This is a genomic window from Micromonospora sp. 067-2, assembly GCF_046549295.1.
Taxonomy (GTDB): Bacteria; Actinomycetota; Actinomycetes; order Mycobacteriales; family Micromonosporaceae; genus Micromonospora.
In genome coordinates this window covers 173,383-190,973 of sequence record NZ_JAJPWB010000004.1, presented here as the reverse complement: position 1 = coordinate 190,973, position 17,591 = coordinate 173,383, and the positions used below count along the sequence as shown (strand labels likewise).

The following is a 17,591-nucleotide window of genomic DNA, read 5'->3' as shown; positions in this document are numbered from 1 at the left end:
CTAGCTGACCGGGCGGCCCCGCCAGGTCAGGCGGCGTCGCTTTCGCAGATGGTACGACCGCAGGGTCAACCAACCGAGGACCACGACCGACACGGGGTGTGCGAGCGCGTCGGGCCACCACCGACCCCCGGTCGCCCGGGCGGTGAGCACCCGCCCGGTCACGCCCGTCGCGTAGGCGGCCAGGGCCAGCGCGGCGGCCCACGGCGCGCCGGCCGCCAGGGCACCCGCCGCGACCAGCGGCGGGGCGCAGTAGAGCAGCAACAGCAGCGCCACCACGGTGGCCGCCGCGCCCGGATGCCCGAACGACGCCCAGAGCGACTTCGAGTACCCGTCGCGCAGCTGCGGCCAGTTGTCGTACATCCGGCAGGTGGCCAGTCGGGAGCCGTCCGCCAGGGCGATGCGCCCGCCGGCCCGCTTGACCGCGCGGGCCAGCTCGACGTCCTCCAGGATCTTCTCGGCGACCGCGGCGTGCCCGCCGGCGGCCGTGTAGCCGGCCCGGTCCAGCACCAGGAACTGCCCACCCGCCGCAGCCAGCGACGGCCGCGCCGAGCGCTCCATCGCGCGCAGCGGCAGGAAGGTCAGCCACAACCACTGCAACAGCGGCTGCACCAGCCGGTCGGCCGCCGTCGCCACGACAATCCGGGGGTACGGCGACAGCAGCGTCGCGCGGGCGGCGCGCAGCTCGGTGACGGCCGCCGCCACGGCGTGCGGGGCGAGCACCACGTCGGCGTCGACGAAGACCAGCGCGGTGGCGGCCGGGTCGGCCCGGGTGGCCAGTTGCCAGCAGGCGTGCGGCTTGCCCAGCCAGCCCGGCGGCGGGGCGACCCCGGTGAGCAGGGTGACCCGCGGATCATCGCCGACCACCGCGCGGACCACGTCGGCGGTGCCGTCGGTGGACCCGTCGTCGAGGACCACGATGCGCAACCCGGGCACGCCGCGCTGGGCGAGCAGGGCGCGCAGGCAGCCGGTCACGCGGGTGGCCTCGTCGCGCAGCGGCAGCAGCACGGCGACCTGCTCGTCGACCTCGCCCGGTCGGTCGGTGGGCCGGCGCAGCCAGCGGGCGGCGTTGACCCAGGTGTGGCCGGTCAGCGCGGCGACGGCGAGCAGCAGGACGAGCAGAGCGGTCATCGGGTCGCGTCGACGCCGGGGCGGTTCGGCTGGCGGTCCGCCCGGTGGGTGTCGCGCGCCCGGCGGGCGCGCAGCAGGGTCACCGCCAGCGGCACGGCGGTCACCGACATGCCGGCGGCGCCCCAGAGCGCCGAGGCGGGCAGGTCGAGGAAGACCGCGTGGGCCAGGATGCTGGAGAGGTACGTCCACAGGTAGAGCGCGATCATCGGGTAATCCCGCTGGTCGGTGTGCTCGGCGGTCGAGCCGGCCAGCGGGCGCAGCACGCTCATCAGCAGCACCGCGAAGAGTAGCCAGCCCAGGTAGTTGCTGACCGGGATGCCGGGCAGGCCGGGCAGCGCCGGGGTGGCGTTCCGCCAGGTCCAGTAGCCCTCGGCCACCATCTGCGGATCGAGGAAGAGGTCCCAGGCGGCCAGCCCGAGCGCGGCCAGTGCGATCCGCCGTACCCATGAACCGGCCGTCGCGGTGGCGTTGCCGGCGCCGGCCGACGCGGCGCCGGTGGGCGCGGTGCCGCCGTCTGTTCCGGCCGGCGTGGCCGTGCCGCCGGTCAGGCGGACCGCCGCCAACCAGGCCGGCCAGGCCATCCAGGTCCAGGCCAGCGGGATGATCAGCGGCACCCCGGCCAGCTTGGGGCCGAGCTCGCCGGAGTAGTCGTAGCTGCCGAACGGCACGCCGGTCGCCACCCCGACCGCCTCGATGGCGAACCCGCCGCCGGTGGCCACCGCGACCAGCGCTGCCGCGGCGCGGGGACCCCGGCTGAGCAGCGCGTGGCCGACCGAGAGCAGCCACCCGAGGACGACGGTGGCCACGGTGAGCCCCGCCCGGGTGGCGCCGGTGGTCAGCGGGTAACAGATCTGGGCGAGCACCAGGACCGCCAGCAACGTCCAGGAGATCCGCCGCCCGGTCATGACGCCGGGGGCTTGAGAGGCAAGGCCCGGCCGAGTACGCCGAACGGCCGATCGTCGCCCGGGAAGTGGAAGTCGCGCAGCACGTCGACGAAGCCGAACCGCCGGTACAGCCGCCAGGCCCGCGACGTCTGCTCGTCGGCCTCCGGGGTGGACAGCAGCGTGGTGTCGCCCTCGGCCATGGTGAGCAGCGCGCGGAGCTGACCGGCGCCCAGGCCGTGCCCCTGCGCCGGTGGCCGGACGTGCAACTCGACCACCTCGAAGCAGTGGGTGAGCCAGCGCTGCCGGGTCGGGGCGTCCAGCGCCCGGTGCACCTGGTCGTGCCACCACTGCCCGAAGCTGCCCAGGTAGCCGTAGCCGAAGCCGGCGAGACGACCATCGTTGGTCAGGCTCGCCACGGCCCGGAACCCGGGTCGGCGCACGTGGGTGGCGATGTAGCCGCGCCGGGCCTCCAGCAGGTCGGTGCGGTAGCCCATCGCCTCGCCGTACACGGCCACCACGTCGTCCAGCCGCCGGACGAGATCGTCCGGCGTCCAGCGCACCAACCTCATGCCCGTCCACCCTTTCCCGTTCCTGGGTCGCCGTCGACCCACCCGAGCACCGTCCGGTCGCCGACCACGTCGCGCACCTCGAACCGCGCGAACAGTTCCTCGGCGTACCAACCCGCGGTGGGGGTTCGCATGATCGCCGCCCGGTGCTCCGGGTGACGGTACGCGAACGCCACCAGGTCCGTCGGGTCGCGCCACACGCTCACCGTGCCCTGCCAACCCAGTGGCGCCTCGCCGACGCCGAACCGGGCCAGCAGCCCGGGAGCGTCGCGCAGGGCGGCGGCGACCGGGGGGACCGCCCGCCAGAACGTGGCCGCCCGGCGGGCCCGCAGCCGGGCCCGGGTCAGCGCCAGCACCGGCCCGCTGACCCGCCCGCCCGACGGCTCGCCGAACGGCCGTTGCCCGGACCACTCACCCCGGCTGCTCAGCGGGCGCAGGTCGACGCGGGCCTGGGCGTGGGCGATCCGGGCCCACGCGCGTCCGACCGGCGAGCCGTCGAAGCTGGCCGCCGCAGCGGGCGAATCCCAGACGGTCAACGCCGCCCACCGGGTCAGGTCGGCGTCGCCCGGCCCGAAGCCGGTGCCGGTCCCGGTGCCCAGCAGCTTGCCGAACCGGACGCCGGGGAGGGCGCGCAGCCGCCGCGGGTCCAGCGCCATCCGGGTCAGCGCCCGGGGCAGCGCACCCGCGGAGGTACGCCACACGTGCAGGGTCACCAGCTCAGGAACGGTGCTCGCGTCACCGCTTCGCGGCGGCGTGAGCGCATCGCTGCCGTGCCTGCCGGTTCGCTCGCTACGCTCGCTCACGCCCCCGCTTCGCGGCGGCGTGAGCGCATCGCTGCCGTGCCTGCCGGTTCGCTCGCTACGCTCGCTCACGCCACCTCGGCCGGGGTGCCGGCGGTGATCTGCAGCAGCTCGGCATGGGTGGTGGGGAAGACCGCCTGCGGTACGCCGCCCGCGGCCCAGATCTCCGGGTACGCCGACAGCGCGGTGTCCACCAGGGTGCGCAACGGTCGGGGGTGCCCGAGCGGGGCGACCCCGCCGATCGGCTGCCCGGTGTGCGTACGGACGAACTCCGGGGTGGCCCGGCGCAGCCGGGTGACCCCGATCGACGCGGCCAGGCCGGCGGTGTCCACCCGGTGCGCGCCGGAGGTGAGCACGAGCAGCGGCGTGTCGTCCGCATCGAAGATCAGCGAGTTGGCGATCTGGCCGACCTCGACGCCGAGCGCCTCGGCGGCGGCCGCCGCGGTGTGCACGGCGTCGGGCAGCAGGCGGACCGTGCTGGGCCGGCCGGCGCCGTCGAGCGCGCCGGCTTCGTCGAGCGCGTCCTGCACCGCCCGGACGTTCGGGTGTGGCTGCATGCCGCCATTCTTCCCCGTACGCCGGTGGTTGGTTCAGCCGGCCAGGACCGGCGCGTCACACGTTGCATTTTCGTCGGAGGGGAGGTGTACTGTCAGCAGCAGTTAGAACGAGTGTTCGATTGCCTCGAACGCCCGTTCCAACCAGCCGGAGCGCGGTGTTTCGCGGCGCCTCCTCCGGCCGGTGCGGCTTCGCGGGCCGCACCTGGGTTTCCGGGCAGTCGCGAGCCCGGTCCCGACAGGCAGGAGCGTCGCTCGCCGCCCACGACCCCCGGGCGGCGGGCGACGAACCCGCCGGTACGCCGGCCGGGTGTGGTGTGGGGAAGCATCCACACCCGGCCGGCCACACCCGGTGCGTCTTCCTCCGCACCACCGACCTCGGCATTCCATCGGCGGCACCAGTGCGCCGAGGCGACGCCCGGCCACGTGGAGGAGACAGTCCCATGCCGTCCAACCCGGCTCAGGCACCGATGGTGTCAGCGCACGTGCTGCCGCACCGCACCCCCGCCCAACTCCTCACATTGGCCCGGCGCGGGCTGGTCGAGGCCGGCCAGACCCGACCCGACGGCCTGCGCTACGCGGCCGCCCACCTGTCGGCGTTGCGCGCGGCGGCCGCACTGCTCGCCGCTCGCGCCCGACCCGCGCCCACCCGGCGCAACCGGATCACCAGCGTCTGGGTTCTGCTCTGCGCCGTCGCCCCCGAGCTGGACGAGTGGGCCCGGTTCTTCGCCGCCGGTGCCGGCAAGCGGGCCGCCGCCGAGGCCGGCATCCCTCGGGTTGTCAGCGCCCGGGAGGCCGACGACCTGCTCCGCGCCGCCGAACAGTTCGTGACGGTGGTGGAGACCGCGCTCGGTGTGGCGCACCAACCGGCCCTGGACGGCCTCGCCGCATGATCCCGCCGTGACGCCGGCCGCCCGGCGGGGGGAGCCGGGCGGCCGGCGTCACGGCGCGCCGGTCCTGATCTGATTTTCACAGCAACGACGGGGGGCTGGTCCGATGGCGGGCCGCATGGTGGTCGGTTCCGCCGCACTGGTCGATCTGGTACGTCCGGCGAGCGCACCCGATCCGGCCGGCGGCCACCGGGTGCTGCCGGTGACGCCCGAGCTGACCGGCCTGCTGCCCAACCGGGGTCTGCGCCGGGGCAGCACCATCGCGGTCACCGTCGGTCAACCCCGGCGCAGCGGCGGCACCTCGCTGGTGCTGGCCCTGCTCGCCGAGGCGTCCCGGGCCGGCTCGTGGTGCGCCGTGGTCGGGGTGCCGACGTTGGGCGCGGGCGCGGCCGCCGAGCTGGGCATCGCCCTGGACCGGCTGGCCCTGGTGCCGAACCCCGGCCCCGAGTGGGCCACCGTGGTCGCCGCGCTGATCGACGGGGTGGACGTCGTGGTCACCGCCGTGCCGGCCGCGGTCTCCGCCTCGGTCGCCACCCGGCTGGCCGCCCGGGCGCGGCAGCGCGGCAGCGTGCTCGTTCCGTACGGCCGGTGGGACGGCGCGGACGTGACGTTGCAGGTGGTCCGTGGGGTCTGGGAAGGGCTCGGGCCGGGTCGGGGCCGGCTGCGCCGCCGGGAGGTCACCGTCTCGGCGCGCGGGCGCGGGGCGGCCGCCCGACCCAAGGAGATCAAGGTCTGGCTTCCCGGTGACGGGCTCACCCGGGTGATCCCCCGCGCGGTGTCGTCGGCGGTCGGCCGTCCGGCGCTCACCCTGGTCGGCTCGGCATGACCGAAGCGCCGATACGGACCCTGCTGCTGTGGTGTCCGGACTGGCCGGTGCTCGCCGCCGAGATCGTCGACGGGGTGCCGGCCACCGACCCGGTCGCCGTGCTGCACGCCAACCGGGTGGTCGCCTGCTCCGAGCGTGCCCGCGCCGACGGGGTACGCCGAGGGCTGCGCAAGCGGGAGGCGCAGGGCCGCTGCCCGCAGCTCACCGTCGTGGAGTACGACCCGGGCCGGGACGCCCGGGCGTTCGAGCCGGTGGTCGCCGCTGTGGAGGAGCTGGTCGCCGGCGTCGAGGTGGTCCGCCCGGGAGCCTGCGCGGTGGCCGCCCGAGGTCCGGGCCGTTACCTCGGCGGCGAGGAGGCGGCGGCCGAGCGGATCATCGAGCACATCGCCCAGTCGTGTGTGGTGGAGAGCCAGGTCGGCATCGCCGACGGGGTCTTCGCCGCGGGGTTGGCGGCTCGGGCCGGGCGGGTGGTGGAGCCGGGCGGGACGCCGGAGTTCCTGGCCGGGTTGCCGGTCGAGGCGCTCGCGCGGCCGGCGCTGGCCGACCTGCTGCGCCGGCTGGGGGTGCGGACCCTCGGCGACTTCGCCGCGCTACCGGCCGGTGACGTGCTGGCCCGGTTCGGGTTCGACGGCGCACTTGCCCACCGGCTTGCTGCCGGGCGGGACCACCGTCCGCTCGCCGTCCGGCAGCCGCCGTCCGACCTGACGGTGACCGCCGAGTACGACGAGCCGATCGACCGGGTCGATGCGGCGGCGTTCGCCGCCCGTGCGCTGGCCGAGCAGCTGCACGACCGGTTGGCCGGGCACGGGCTGGCCTGCACCCGACTCGGCATCGAGGCGGTCACCGCGCACGGGCAGGAGCTGCACCGGGTGTGGCGACACGACGGCCTGCTCACCGCCGCGGCCATCGCCGACCGGGTGCGCTGGCAGCTCGACGGCTGGCTCTCCGGCAGTAACGGTCGGGCCGGTGCCCGGCCGGCCCGACCGACAGCCGGCATCATCCGGCTGCGGCTGATCCCGGACGGAGGGATCGCCCAGGGCGGCCTGCAGTCGGGCCTCTGGGGGGAGACCGGCGAGGAGCGGGAGCGGGCGCACCGGGCATTGAACCGGGTGCAGGGCATCCTCGGCCCGGAGGCGGTGGTCACCGCGGTGCTCGGCGGCGGGCGTTCCCCGGCGGACCAGGTGCGACTGGTGCCGTGGGGCGACGAACGCCTCCCCACCCGTCCCGGCCCGCCACCGCTGCCGGGCGAGGCCGGTGCCGACCGGGCCGGTGCTGGCCGGGCCGGTGCTGGCCGGGCCGGTGGCGACCGGGCCGGTGCTGGCCGGGCCGGTGCCGGCCGGGCTGGGGGCGTCCCGCCGTGGCCCGGGCGCTTGCCGCCGCCCGCGCCGGCCGTGGTGCTCGGCAGTCCGCTGGCCGCGACCGTGCACGACGCTGCCGGCGAACCGGTGGTGATCAGCGCACGGTTGGCGGTGAGCGCCCCGCCCGTCCGGCTGGTGGTCGGCACCGGCCGGCCGGCGGAGATCGTGGGCTGGACCGGGCCGTGGCCGGTCGACGAGCGTTGGTGGGCGCCGACGGAGGCCCATCGCCGGGCCCGGTTCCAGGTTGGCCTCGCCGATGGCACCGCTCTGCTGCTCGCCGTCGAGGCCGGGCAGTGGCTGGTGGAGGCGATCTATGACTGACCGGACGACCCAGGAACTGGGAATCGGGGTGTCCCGCCCGTTCGGACAGACCGACCAGGACATGGAGTCGATCGAGCCCGATTCCGGCCGGAGGGAGCGGGGATGAGCTTCCGCAACCCCGAGATGCCCTGGTCGGAGTTGGAGGGGGTGCTCTCCGGGCGGTCCGGCGACAAGCGGACGGGCGGGGGCGGGCGGGGGAGCGGCGGCGAGCGGCACCTGCACGTCGTGGACCCGCTCGCCGTGGACGCCGACGGTGGCGACTCCCCGGCCTGGACTCGCCATCGCCAGCACTACGAGGCGCCCGAGCTGACCCGCCCCGACGGCGCCGTGCCCTACGCGGAGCTGCACGCGCACACCAACTTCAGCTTTCTCGACGGCGCCAGCCACCCCGAGGAGCTGGCCGAGGAGGCGGCCCGGCTGGGGCTCACCGCGCTCGCGGTCACCGACCACGACGGCTTCTACGGGGTGGTCCGCTTCGCCGAGGCGGCGCGCGCGCTCAACCTGCCGACGATCTTCGGCGCGGAGCTCTCCCTCGGGCTGCCCGGCCCGCAGAACGGCGAGCCCGACCCGCACGGCGCGCACCTGCTGGTGCTGGCGCACGGCCACGAGGGGTACGCCCGCCTGGCCACCACCATCGCCCGCGCCCAGCTGCGCGGCGGTGAGAAGGGCCGCCCGGTCTACGGGGAGCTGGAGGAGATCGCCGCCGAGCTGAAGGATCACGTACTGGTGCTGACCGGCTGCCGCAAGGGGCACGTGCCGGGGGCGCTGCTCACCGAGGGGGTCGACGCGGCGGCCCGCGAACTGGACCGGCTCACCGCGCTGTTCGGCCCGGAGACGGTGGCGGTGGAGCTGACCGACCACGGCCACCCCGTCGACGCCGACCGCAACGACGCGCTCGCCGAGCTGGCCGCCGCGGCCGGGCTGCCGACGGTGGCCAGCAACAACGTGCACTACGCCAGCCCCGGCCGACGTCGGCTGGCCACCACGGTCGCCGCTGTCCGGGCCCGGCGCAGCCTCGACGAGATCGACGGCTGGCTGCCCGCGGCGGCCACCGCCCACCTGCGCAGCGGCGCGGAGATGGCGACCCGGTTCGCCGCGTACCCGGGTGCGGTGGCCCGGGCCGCCGAGTTCGGGGCCGAGCTGGCCTTCGACCTCCAACTGGTCGCGCCGCAGCTGCCGGCATACCCGGTGCCACCGGGGCACACCGAGATGAGCTGGCTGCGGAAGCTGACCGCCGACGGTGCCCGGGAACGCTACGGCCCCCCGCAGGCGCACCCGAGCGCGTACGCGCAGCTCGACCACGAGCTGAACATGATCGAGGAGCTGGGCTTCGCCGGCTACTTCCTGGTGGTCTACGACATCGTGACGTTCTGCCGGAAGCAGGACATCTACTGCCAGGGGCGGGGATCGGCGGCCAACTCGGCGGTCTGCTACGCGCTACGGATTACCAATGTGGACGCCGTACGGCACCGGCTGCTCTTCGAACGGTTCCTCGCCCCGGAGCGGGACGGGCCGCCGGACATCGACGTGGACATCGAGTCCGACCGTCGGGAGGAGGTGATCCAGCACGTCTACACCCGCTACGGCCGGGAGCACGCCGCCCAGGTCGCCAACGTCATCTCCTACCGGCCCCGGTCGGCGGTACGGGACGTGGCCAAGGCGTTCGGCTACTCACCCGGTCAGCAGGACGCCTGGAGCAAGCAGATCGACAGGTGGGGCTCGGTCGCCACGGTCGACGTCGAGAACATCCCCGAGCAGGTGGTGGAGTACGCCAACGAGCTGCAGACGTTCCCCCGGCACCTGGGCATCCACTCCGGTGGCATGGTGATCTGCGACCGGCCGGTGATCGAGGTCTGCCCGGTGGAGTGGGGGCGGATGCCCGGACGCAGCGTGCTCCAGTGGGACAAGGACGACTGCGCCGCGGTCGGGCTGGTCAAGTTCGACCTGCTCGGCCTCGGCATGCTCTCCGCGCTGCACTACGGCTACGACATGATCGGCTCCAGGCTCGACCTCGGTGACATGACGCTGGACGACCCGGAGGTCTACGACATGCTCTGCCGGGCCGACTCGGTCGGGGTGTTCCAGGTGGAGAGTCGCGCACAGATGGCCACCCTGCCCCGGCTCAAGCCCCGCGTCTTCTACGACCTGGTGGTGGAGGTGGCGCTGATCCGGCCCGGCCCGATCCAGGGCGGCTCGGTGCACCCGTTCATCCGGCGTAAGAACGGTCAGGAACCGGTGACGTTCGCGCATCCGCTGATGCGCAACGCGCTGGAGAAGACCCTGGGCGTGCCGCTGTTCCAGGAGCAGTTGATGCAGCTCGCCATCGACCTGGCCGGCTTCGACGCGGCCGGGGCCGACCAGTTGCGCCGGGCGATGGGCGCGAAGCGTTCGGTCGAACGGATGGAGCGGATCGCCGACCGGCTCTACGCCGGGATGGCCGAGCGGGGCATCACCGGCGAGTTGGCCGACGACGTCTACCGCAAGCTCACCGCGTTCGCCAGCTACGGCTTTCCGGAGAGCCACGCGATGAGCTTCGCCTACCTGGTCTACGCCAGTTCCTGGCTCAAGCGCTACCACCCGGCGCCGTTCCTGGCCGCGCTGCTGAACGCCCAGCCGATGGGCTTCTACTCCCCGCAGACGCTTGTCGACGACGCCCGTCGGCACGGGGTGGAGGTACGCCGCCCGGACATCAACGCCAGCGGGGCCAAGGCGGTGCTGGAATCCACCCCGGACACCCGGTGGGGCAGTGGGCCGGGGGAGCCGCCGCACGCCTGGGGGCTGGGTGGCCCGGTGGTCCGGCTCGGGCTGTCCAGCGTGCGTACCCTCGGTGCCGAGGTGGCCGAGCGGATCGAGGCCGAACGGACGGCGCACGGGCCGTACCGGGACATGCCGGATCTGGCCCGGCGGGTCGGTCTTCCCGCCGGGCAGCTGGAGGCGCTGGCCACCGCGGACGCCTTCGCCTGTTTCGGGCTGACCCGGCGGGAGGCGCTCTGGGCCGCCGGCGCGGCGGCCCAGGACCGGCCGGGCCGGCTGCCCGGCACGGTGACCGGCGCGGCGGCGCCCACACTGCCGGGGATGGAGGCGGTGGACCGGCTGGTCGCCGACGTGTGGGCCACCGGGCTGTCGCCGGAGAGCCATCCGGCCCGGTTCATCCGGGGTCAGCTCGACGTGGTCGGCGCGGTCCCCATTGCCCGGCTCGGTCGGGTGGAGCCCGGGCAGCGGATCCGGGTCGGCGGCATCGTCACCCACCGGCAGCGCCCGGCGACCGCGGGCGGGGTCACCTTCCTCAACCTGGAGGATGAGACCGGGATGGTGAATGTCACCTGCTCACCGGGGCTGTGGCAGCGCTACCGGCGGGTTGCCCGGACCAGCGCCGCGCTGGTGGTCCGGGGGCGGCTGCAGCGGCACGACGGGGTCATGAATCTGGTCGCCGACCGGCTGGACGCCATCGAGCCGCCGGTCAGCCCCGCCTCCCGTGACTTTCGCTGATCGAGTGATCCACATTACGGTTTCTCGCGCCGCCGAACGGGAGACTCGTGCTGAGCGGGCAGAGCGGCCCGTGATTCACGAGGGGGAATGAACAGTGCTGGGGAATCACTCGTACACCGGTGGAATCGCCAACTCCCGACGGACCCGGCTGGGTGCCGGTTGGATGCCGTCGCACCTCGCCGACCCCCGCGAGTACGAGGTGACCAACGGTCCGGTCGCCAACGAGCGCCGGTCCCGGGCTGAGGACGAGGTCGAGGGCGCCGAGTCCTGACCACTAGGCTCGACCGGGTGGAGCAGACCCGAGGCCGGTTCGCCGGGCCGCCGCTGACCCCCCGTACCGCCGTGATCTGGTCGGTGCTCCGCGCCGAGCTGGACCGGCGCGGCGACGCCGAGCTCACCGTGTTGGACGTGGGGGGCGGCACCGGCGGTTTCGCCGTCCCACTGGCCCGCGCCGGGCACCGCGTCACCGTGGTCGACGCCAGCCCCGACGCCCTCGCGGCGCTCACCCGCCGGGCCGCCGAGGCCGGGGTGGCCGACCGGATCGCCGCCGTGCAGGGCGACGGCGACGCCCTCGCCGGGCTGGTCGAGCCGGCCGGCGTCGACCTGGTCCTCTGCCACGCCGTGCTGGAGGTCGTCGACGACCCGGCACCGGTGGTGGCCGCGCTGGCCACCGCGCTGCGCCCCGGCGGAGCGGCCAGCGTACTGGTGGCCGGCCGGGCCGCAGCAGTCCTGGGCCGGGCCATGAACGGCCACCTGGACGTCGCCGCCACCCTGGCCGTCGACCCGGCCGGCACCGCCGGGCCGCGGGACACCCTGCGCCGCCGCTACGACGCCCCCGGAGCCGCCGCGCTGCTCGCCGCCGCCGGGCTGGTGGTCGAGGAGATCCACGGGGTACGCGTGCTGGCCGACCTCCTGCCGGCCGCGGTCGCCGACGGGCAGCCCGCCGCCCTGGTCGAGCTGGAACGGGCGCTCGCCGCCCAACCCCCGTACCGGGACCTGGCCGCCCAGCTGCACCTGTTCGCCCGCCGGCCGGCATGACCGCCCCGTCGGGCGGTGCCCCCGCGCCGCTGGCCGTCCTCGGCCCGGACCACGCCGGCGGTCGCCTCGCCGACGTGCTGCCCAGCGCGCTCGCCGTGCTGGGCGTGCCCGGGTCGGTCGACCCGCTCGGGCTCGTCCCCGCGCTGGCCGGGGTGCGCCGGATCGCCGTGCTGCTGGTCGACGGGCTGGGCTGGTACCAGCTGCCGACCGCCGCCCCGCACGCGCCGACCCTCGCCGGTCTCGCGGCGACGGCGTCCCGCCCGCTTCTCGCGGGTTTTCCGTCCACCACCCCGACCAGCCTCGTGTCGCTGGGCACCGGCGTGGCGCCGGGCGCGCACGGGGTGCTCGGCTTCACCGTGCGGGTGCCCGGCACCGACCGGGTGCTCACCCACACCGACTGGGCCGCCGACCCGTCGCCGCTGCGCTGGCAGCCGGTACGAACCCAACTGGAGCGGGCCCGGGCCGCCGGGGTCGCGGTCAGCGTGGTGAGCCGTCCGGAGTTCGGGGGCAGCGGGTTGACCCTGGCAGCCAACCGGGGCGGTGACTTCCTGGGCGCCACCGGCGCGGAGGCCGTGGCCGCCGCCATGCTGGCCGCACTCACCGCCGGCCCCGGGCCCACCCTGGTCTCCGGTTACCACGCCGACCTGGACCGGCACGGCCATGTCAGCGGGGTCGACTCGGCGCCCTGGCGGATCGCCGCCACCGAGGTGGACGCGCTCCTCGCCCGCCTGGTCGACGGGCTGCCGCCGGACGCCGCGCTGCTGGTCACGGCCGACCACGGGCAGCTCAACGTGCCCGCCACACACCGTTTCGACCTGGACACCGATCCGCGGCTGCGCGCCGGTGTGCGACTGGTGGCCGGTGAGGCACGGGTGCGCTATCTGCACGTCACGGCGGGCGCGGTCGACGACGTGGTGGCCGCCTGGTCGGCGGTGCTCGGGAACGCGGCACGGGTGCGTACGCGCGACGAGGTGGTGGCGACCGGCTGGTTCGGGCCGGTGCCCGAGGAGCACCTGGGGCGCATCGGCGACGTGGTGGTGACCTGCAACGACACGTACGCGGTGCTGGCCACCCGGACCGAGCGACCGATGGCGTCCCGGCTGGTGGCGTACCACGGGTCGGACACGGCCGCCGAGCTGACGGTGCCCCTGCTGGTCGTCCGCGGCTGATCGGGCGGACGGGTCCGGCCCGGCGGCCGCCGGTGGTGTCGTACCCCCGGGTTAGCCTGCCGGGATGGGCCGCAGCCAGTCGTTGCCCCGGGGCGACGATCCGCGCTTCGGGCCGGACGCCGACGACTCCGACAGCCCGATCCTGCACGTCGACATGGACGCCTTCTTCGCCGCCGTCGAGGTGCGCCGCCGGCCCGAGCTGCGCGGCCGACCGGTGGTCGTCGGCGGCGTCGGGCCGCGCGGTGTGGTCAGCTCGGCCAGCTACGAGGCCCGCCGCTACGGGGTGCGCAGCGCGATGCCGACCAGCCAGGCGCGGGCCCGCTGCCCACACGCCGTCTACCTGCCACCGGATTTCACCGCCTACACCGCCGCGTCCCGCGCGGTGATGCAGATCTTCCGGGACGTCACCCCGCTGGTCGAGCCGCTCTCCCTCGACGAGGCGTTCCTCGACGTGACCGGTGCCCGACGGCTGTTCGGGGCGCCGGCCACCATCGCCCGGCTGATTCGCCGCCGGGTCGCCGACGAGCAGGCGCTGACCTGCTCGGTCGGGGTGGCGCCCAGCAAGTTCGTGGCCAAGTTGGGTTCCACCCGGGCCAAGCCGGACGGCCTGCTGGTCGTGCCACCCGGGCAGGTGCTCGACTTCCTGCATCCACTGCCGGTGGACGCGCTCTGGGGGGTGGGTGAGCGGGCCGCCGAGGCGCTGCGCCGGCTCGGCCTGGCCACCGTCGGCGACCTCGCCGACGCCCCCGTGGGCATGCTCCGCCGTGCGGTCGGCGCGGCGTCGGCGGCGCACCTGCACGAACTCGCCTGGGGACGGGACCCGCGCGGGGTCAGCCCCGAGCACGTCGACAAGTCGATCGGCGCCGAGGTGACCTTCGACGTCGACGTGGCCGACCCGGTGGAGATCCGTCGCGCCCTGCTCGCGCTCAGCGCCAAGGTCGGTGCCCGTCTCCGCGGCTCCGGGCACGTGGGGCGCACCGTCGCGCTCAAGGTGCGGCTGGCCGACTTCCGCACCGTCAACCGCTCCCGCACGCTCGACGTGCCAACCGACACCGCCCGCGAGATGTTCGACACGGTCTGGGCGCTCTACACCGCCCTGGACCCGACCGAGCGGATCCGGCTCGTCGGTGTCCGGGTGGAGGGGCTCGCCCCGGCGCAGGGTGCGGCGCGGCAACTCACCCTCGGCGCGCCCGAGCGCGGCTGGCGCGAGGCGGAAGCTGCCGCGGACGCCGCCGCTGCCCGATTCGGGCGGTCCGTCATAGGTCCAGCCAGTCTGTTAGGCGACCGTGACGCCCGTCGTAGGGAAAATCCACCCCACCCATAGGTCGTCCCGCTTTCCGACGCGCGACCCCCCTCGTAGACTTGCGGGTAAGCAGCCGGTTGGCTGCCACGGTCTGTCGGCCCGAGTGGGCCCGACCAACGTGACCGGGGAGGAGTGCCGTGCCGCTCTCGGAGCACGAGCAGCGGCTGTTCGAGCAGATCGAGCGGTCGCTTGCCGAGGACCCCAAATTCGCCTCGGCCGTGCGCGCCAGCGATCCGCGCTTTCACGCGCGGCGTCGCCTGCTCGTCGCTGCTGGCGTGATCATCGCTGGCTTGGCTCTACTGGTCTACGGCGCGGTGATCAAGACTCCACCGCTGGCGGTGGCGGGCTTCGTCGTCATGCTGGCCTCGGCCGCGTTCGCGGTGCAGTCGCACCGACGGGCGCAGTCACCCGACCTGCACGTGGTGGGCGGCACGACCAGTCGTCGCCGTCCCCGTGGCGGTGGCCGATCCGGTCGCCGGTCGTCGATCCTGGACCGCATGGAGGACAGGTGGCGGCAGCGCCCGGAGGGGCACCGCTGAGCCCGCCCCGCCGCTGAGGCGGGTCGTTGACCGCGACGAGCGGGTCGCCGGGACCATCAGCCCGGCGACCACCGTCGTATCTGCGTGCCCTCGTGACCTGCGTGCCCTCGTGACCTGCGTGCCCTCGTGACCTGCGCGGCGGCGCGTCGGGGGCCGAGTGGCAGGTGATCGACGAAGCGGAACGCCAACGGGAGGGGCGACGGCCGACGGACCGCCGCCCCGAGCCCGACGGACGTCGCTCAGCGAGCCGCCCGGTCGGCCAGCAGCCGACGCGGATTCCAGCGCAGCAGCCTGTACCGGGCCCGCCCCGCCAGCCCCACCAGCCGGCCGGAGGTGTCGGCCAGGGCGATCCGCCAGCGCAGCAGCACCGACGGTGGCAGCACAGCGGCGAGCAGCCTGGTACGCCGGTCCGCTCGGGCGGCCAGCGCGCCGCGGACCGCGCGGAGCGCCGGCAGCAGCCGTTCACCGGTCAGCGGGTCCCGCGCGTACCGCGCCTGCTCCTCCGCCCGGCCGAGCAGCCGCGCCGCGCCGACCGCCGCGGTGTCCTCGGTGAGGGTGTCCCGGATCAGCCGGTCCGCGGTCGCCCGGGGTGTCTCGGCCCCGTCGAGGGGGACCTTGAAGTCCACAAGCGTGTCGAGCAGTTCCGCCCAGGCGGCGTGCGCGTCGGCGCGGGCGACGGTCGCATCCACCCCGACCACCATCAGCGGTGCCCCGTCGACCGTGGAGGTGTCGTTCCCGGGAAGGGCCACCGCGGCGGCCTCCACCCGGCCACCCCGCCGTCGGCGCAGCGCGAGCCGACGCAGCGCCGGCACCGCCAGCAGGGCCAGCAGGGCCAACAGGCCCGCCGCCCACCACGGCCACACCGGTGCCTGCTCGGCCGGCTTCTCACCGCTCAGAGAGAGCCCGCTGTCGGTGTCCCGGTCGGCGTTGTCCGGGCCGGCCGGGCCGGCCGACGCGTTCGGTCCCGCCGGGGTGTTCGTGGTGCCGGTGTCCGGGCTGGCCGGTTCCGGGGCGTCCGTGTCCGGTGCCCAATCCGACCGGGTGGAGCCGGGCACCCCGTACGTGGGGGTGGCGTCGAACGGCACCCAACCGATCCCGTCGAAGTAGACCTCGGTCCAGGCGTGCAGGTTCAGGTTGGTCAGCGTGTACGTGTCGCCATCGCGCTTGCTGCCGTTGGTGAACCCGAACGCCACCCGGGCCGGAATGCCGGCCGCGCGGACCAGCCAGGCCATCGCCGCGGCGTACTGCTGGCAGTAGCCGACCTTGTTGGTCAGGAAGTTGACGATGTCCTGACCGCTACTGCCGCTCTCGGTGCTGAGCCGGTAGCTGAACCCGTTGTCGGCCGAGAAGTGCCGGTAGATCGCCAGCACGCGGTCGTATTCGGTGCGTTGGCCCCGAACCAGGCTCTTGACCAGATCCTCTACCTCGGGCACCGGCGTCGGAGTGGCGGTCAACTGCCGCCTGATCGGGTGGTCGGTCGGCAGTGGTTGCGCGGCGCGCAACGCCGCCGGCGTGTACGTCGAGCGGATGTAGTCGAACGAGTACTTCTTGCCCCGCGAGTTGTCCCGGTTGGAGAAGACCACCTGCTGGTTGGGGTCGTAGAGCCAGTTGCCGTTGAGGTCCTCGGTGCGTACCGGGTCCGCGTACACCGGTAGCAGGGACATGCTCAGGTTCTTGGTGACCTCGACGGTGGCCCGGTACGGGGTCTGCTGCACCCCTGCGCCGGCGCGTTCGCTCGGATCCGGCAGGTCCCGGTTGGCCGGTCTGCCGCTCGGGCTGCGCGCCTGGAAGCCGTTCGGACGCAGCTCGTCGGCGACCGCGTAGCGCAGGTAGAACGGTGTCGGCTCGGATGTGGTCACCTTGACCAGATCGCTCACCTCGGACCTGTTGAGCTGGCCGGAGAGCGAGGCGAACAGGTCGATGCGGCCCGACGACCCCGCGCCGGCCCGTCCGTTGCCCGTGCCGTTGCCCGACCCCTTTCCGAGCGTGTCGAGCAGCCCACCGGTCATGCCCGGCACGGCCAGCGGCAGCAACACGGCCAGCGCAACCCCGACCAGGGCGAGCCGGCGGCCGGTGGCAGCCAGGGGCGAGGCCTCCCACACGTCGACGTCGCGGCCGTCACCGGTGAAGCGGCGGCCGAACCGGCGTACCCGGTCGACGTTGTCGGTGACCAGCAGCCAGAGGTAGCCCGCGGCGCCCACCACGAACGGCACCGCGGGAACGCTGTCCACGTAGACGGCGACCGGAACCGAGTAGATGGCGAGCATCGGCAGCCCGGCCAGCGCGGGCCGGCGCAGCCCGACCGCCAGCACGTCCACCAGCACCGCCACCCCGCCGATGCCGAGCGCGGTGATGAACAGCAGCGGATCGGTGTCCGGCACCTCGACGCCGTACGAGCGCATGTCCTGCAGGGAGCCGGCGAACAGGTCGGCGAAGTGCCCGAACGTGGTCGGCGTGGGCAGGAAGGTGAGCAGCTCACCGCCGCTGGGGAACAGCCAGGTCAGTGCGAGCGTCAGGGCGGCCAGCATGCCGAGGACCTGACCCCAGAGGGGTGCCCGGACGAGTCGCGTCAGCGCGGCCACACCGGCCACCACGGCGACCGCGATCGCGGACTGGATCAGCCACGTCCAGCTTTCGAAGATGGCCGACAACGGGGCTGCCGCGAGCAGCGTGGCCGCGGCCGCCACCACGCCGATGTTCCGACTGGCGATCATGAGGGGAGCCTT

General features: G+C 74.8%; 15 protein-coding genes. 9 read left to right on the top strand and 6 right to left on the bottom strand.

Going from position 1 to position 17,591, the window contains the following annotated elements; translation table 11 throughout:
• From ACLJN9_RS10645 to ACLJN9_RS10625, 5 genes are all read right to left on the bottom strand, one after another.
• On the bottom strand, positions 1 to 1,128 hold the full coding sequence (locus tag ACLJN9_RS10645; protein WP_410810988.1) for a glycosyltransferase: 1,128 nt from the start codon (positions 1,126 to 1,128) through the stop codon (positions 1 to 3).
• Positions 1,125 to 2,033, bottom strand: a complete 909-nt coding sequence (locus tag ACLJN9_RS10640; RefSeq protein ID WP_410810987.1) for a carotenoid biosynthesis protein — start codon at positions 2,031 to 2,033, stop codon at positions 1,125 to 1,127. Before ACLJN9_RS10640 ends, ACLJN9_RS10645 begins: the two co-directional genes overlap by 4 nt.
• Entirely contained in the window at positions 2,030 to 2,581 is a 552-nt protein-coding gene (locus ACLJN9_RS10635) for a GNAT family N-acetyltransferase (RefSeq protein ID WP_410810986.1), read from the bottom strand. Before ACLJN9_RS10635 ends, ACLJN9_RS10640 begins: the two co-directional genes overlap by 4 nt.
• Positions 2,578 to 3,294 (bottom strand): monooxygenase, encoded by a 717-nt coding sequence (locus tag ACLJN9_RS10630; protein ID WP_410811438.1) that lies wholly within the window; start codon positions 3,292 to 3,294, stop codon positions 2,578 to 2,580. Before ACLJN9_RS10630 ends, ACLJN9_RS10635 begins: the two co-directional genes overlap by 4 nt.
• Positions 3,295 to 3,446: 152 nt before the next feature.
• Positions 3,447 to 3,935 carry a YbaK/EbsC family protein gene (locus ACLJN9_RS10625; protein WP_410810985.1) on the bottom strand — a complete coding sequence of 163 codons (489 nt, stop codon included), beginning with the start codon at positions 3,933 to 3,935 and terminating at the stop codon, positions 3,447 to 3,449.
• A gap of 440 nt (positions 3,936 to 4,375) precedes the next feature.
• Here ACLJN9_RS10625 and ACLJN9_RS10620 point away from each other — a divergent pair, with 440 nt between their 5' ends.
• From ACLJN9_RS10620 to ACLJN9_RS10580, 9 genes are all read left to right on the top strand, one after another.
• Complete coding sequence (locus tag ACLJN9_RS10620; RefSeq protein WP_410810984.1) at positions 4,376 to 4,825, top strand: SAV_6107 family HEPN domain-containing protein; 450 nt, start codon at positions 4,376 to 4,378, stop codon at positions 4,823 to 4,825.
• Positions 4,826 to 4,928: 103 nt separating this feature from the next.
• A complete protein-coding gene (locus ACLJN9_RS10615) occupies positions 4,929 to 5,648 on the top strand; it encodes a hypothetical protein (RefSeq protein WP_410810983.1) in 720 nt (239 codons plus the stop codon).
• A complete protein-coding gene (locus ACLJN9_RS10610) occupies positions 5,645 to 7,327 on the top strand; it encodes a DNA polymerase Y family protein (RefSeq protein WP_410810982.1) in 1,683 nt (560 codons plus the stop codon). The genes ACLJN9_RS10615 and ACLJN9_RS10610 overlap by 4 nt, the downstream gene beginning before the upstream one ends.
• A 102-nt stretch (positions 7,328 to 7,429) precedes the next feature.
• The gene (locus ACLJN9_RS10605; RefSeq protein ID WP_410810981.1) at positions 7,430 to 10,816 is read left to right on the top strand and encodes an error-prone DNA polymerase; all 3,387 of its coding nucleotides are present in this window, start codon (positions 7,430 to 7,432) and stop codon (positions 10,814 to 10,816) included.
• Between the two features lie 94 nt (positions 10,817 to 10,910).
• Entirely contained in the window at positions 10,911 to 11,087 is a 177-nt protein-coding gene (locus ACLJN9_RS10600) for a hypothetical protein (protein WP_410810979.1), read from the top strand.
• Positions 11,084 to 11,854 (top strand): methyltransferase domain-containing protein, encoded by a 771-nt coding sequence (locus tag ACLJN9_RS10595; protein ID WP_410811437.1) that lies wholly within the window; start codon positions 11,084 to 11,086, stop codon positions 11,852 to 11,854. Before ACLJN9_RS10600 ends, ACLJN9_RS10595 begins: the two co-directional genes overlap by 4 nt.
• A complete protein-coding gene (locus ACLJN9_RS10590) occupies positions 11,851 to 13,023 on the top strand; it encodes an alkaline phosphatase family protein (protein WP_410810978.1) in 1,173 nt (390 codons plus the stop codon). Before ACLJN9_RS10595 ends, ACLJN9_RS10590 begins: the two co-directional genes overlap by 4 nt.
• A gap of 64 nt (positions 13,024 to 13,087) precedes the next feature.
• Positions 13,088 to 14,347, top strand: a complete 1,260-nt coding sequence (locus ACLJN9_RS10585) for a DNA polymerase IV (protein WP_410810977.1) — start codon at positions 13,088 to 13,090, stop codon at positions 14,345 to 14,347.
• Positions 14,348 to 14,463: 116 nt separating this feature from the next.
• A complete protein-coding gene (locus ACLJN9_RS10580) occupies positions 14,464 to 14,865 on the top strand; it encodes a DUF3040 domain-containing protein (RefSeq protein WP_124817678.1) in 402 nt (133 codons plus the stop codon).
• 239 nt (positions 14,866 to 15,104) lie between these two features.
• On the opposite strand, the gene ACLJN9_RS10575 is transcribed toward ACLJN9_RS10580, so the two are convergent.
• Entirely contained in the window at positions 15,105 to 17,579 is a 2,475-nt protein-coding gene (locus ACLJN9_RS10575) for a transglutaminaseTgpA domain-containing protein (protein ID WP_410810976.1), read from the bottom strand.
• Positions 17,580 to 17,591: the final 12 nt, after the last annotated feature.

Excerpts from the sequence above, each read along its gene's own strand:
- ACLJN9_RS10625 (WP_410810985.1), bottom strand. The coding sequence starts at position 3,935 with ATGCAGCCACACCCGAACGTCCGGGCGGTGCAGGACGCGCTCGACGAA.
- ACLJN9_RS10635 (WP_410810986.1), bottom strand. The coding sequence starts at position 2,581 with ATGAGGTTGGTGCGCTGGACGCCGGACGATCTCGTCCGGCGGCTGGAC.
- ACLJN9_RS10645 (WP_410810988.1), bottom strand. The coding sequence starts at position 1,128 with ATGACCGCTCTGCTCGTCCTGCTGCTCGCCGTCGCCGCGCTGACCGGC.
- ACLJN9_RS10575 (WP_410810976.1), bottom strand. The coding sequence starts at position 17,579 with ATGATCGCCAGTCGGAACATCGGCGTGGTGGCGGCCGCGGCCACGCTG.
- ACLJN9_RS10605 (WP_410810981.1), top strand. The coding sequence starts at position 7,430 with ATGAGCTTCCGCAACCCCGAGATGCCCTGGTCGGAGTTGGAGGGGGTG.
- ACLJN9_RS10615 (WP_410810983.1), top strand. The coding sequence starts at position 4,929 with ATGGCGGGCCGCATGGTGGTCGGTTCCGCCGCACTGGTCGATCTGGTA.
- ACLJN9_RS10640 (WP_410810987.1), bottom strand. The coding sequence starts at position 2,033 with ATGACCGGGCGGCGGATCTCCTGGACGTTGCTGGCGGTCCTGGTGCTC.
- ACLJN9_RS10620 (WP_410810984.1), top strand. The coding sequence starts at position 4,376 with ATGCCGTCCAACCCGGCTCAGGCACCGATGGTGTCAGCGCACGTGCTG.
- ACLJN9_RS10610 (WP_410810982.1), top strand. The coding sequence starts at position 5,645 with ATGACCGAAGCGCCGATACGGACCCTGCTGCTGTGGTGTCCGGACTGG.
- ACLJN9_RS10585 (WP_410810977.1), top strand. The coding sequence starts at position 13,088 with ATGGGCCGCAGCCAGTCGTTGCCCCGGGGCGACGATCCGCGCTTCGGG.
- ACLJN9_RS10590 (WP_410810978.1), top strand. The coding sequence starts at position 11,851 with ATGACCGCCCCGTCGGGCGGTGCCCCCGCGCCGCTGGCCGTCCTCGGC.